This is a genomic window from Gilvimarinus sp. 1_MG-2023 (genome assembly GCF_030548285.1).
In genome coordinates this window covers 1-228 of record NZ_JAUOSC010001965.1, presented here as the reverse complement: position 1 = coordinate 228, position 228 = coordinate 1, and the positions used below count along the sequence as shown (strand labels likewise).

Genomic DNA, 228 nt, shown 5'->3' with positions numbered 1-228 from the left:
GCTCTACGATCACTTGCGGCGACTGATAGATGCCTGCCAATGACTGGGTAATATTCCGCACTTGCGACTCAATATCATCCATATAGTCCTCGCGTGCCATCGCTTGCCAATCATTCTCAACGCGAGCAACGCTGAGCAGCTGGGCAAAGCCATTAAGATGAAAACACGCCACTAAACCCGCATAAATATCTACAATTTTCTCCACGGGTTGCTTACTCTGATCGGCAA

Annotated in this window: 1 protein-coding gene; it reads right to left on the bottom strand. The window is 48.7% G+C overall.

Annotated features, from left to right (window positions below; translation table 11 throughout):
* Positions 1-205 (bottom strand): NAD-glutamate dehydrogenase domain-containing protein (locus Q4563_RS23515; protein WP_303606266.1); only part of this gene is annotated, 205 nt, incomplete at its 3' end.
* Positions 206-228 lie beyond the last annotated feature (23 nt).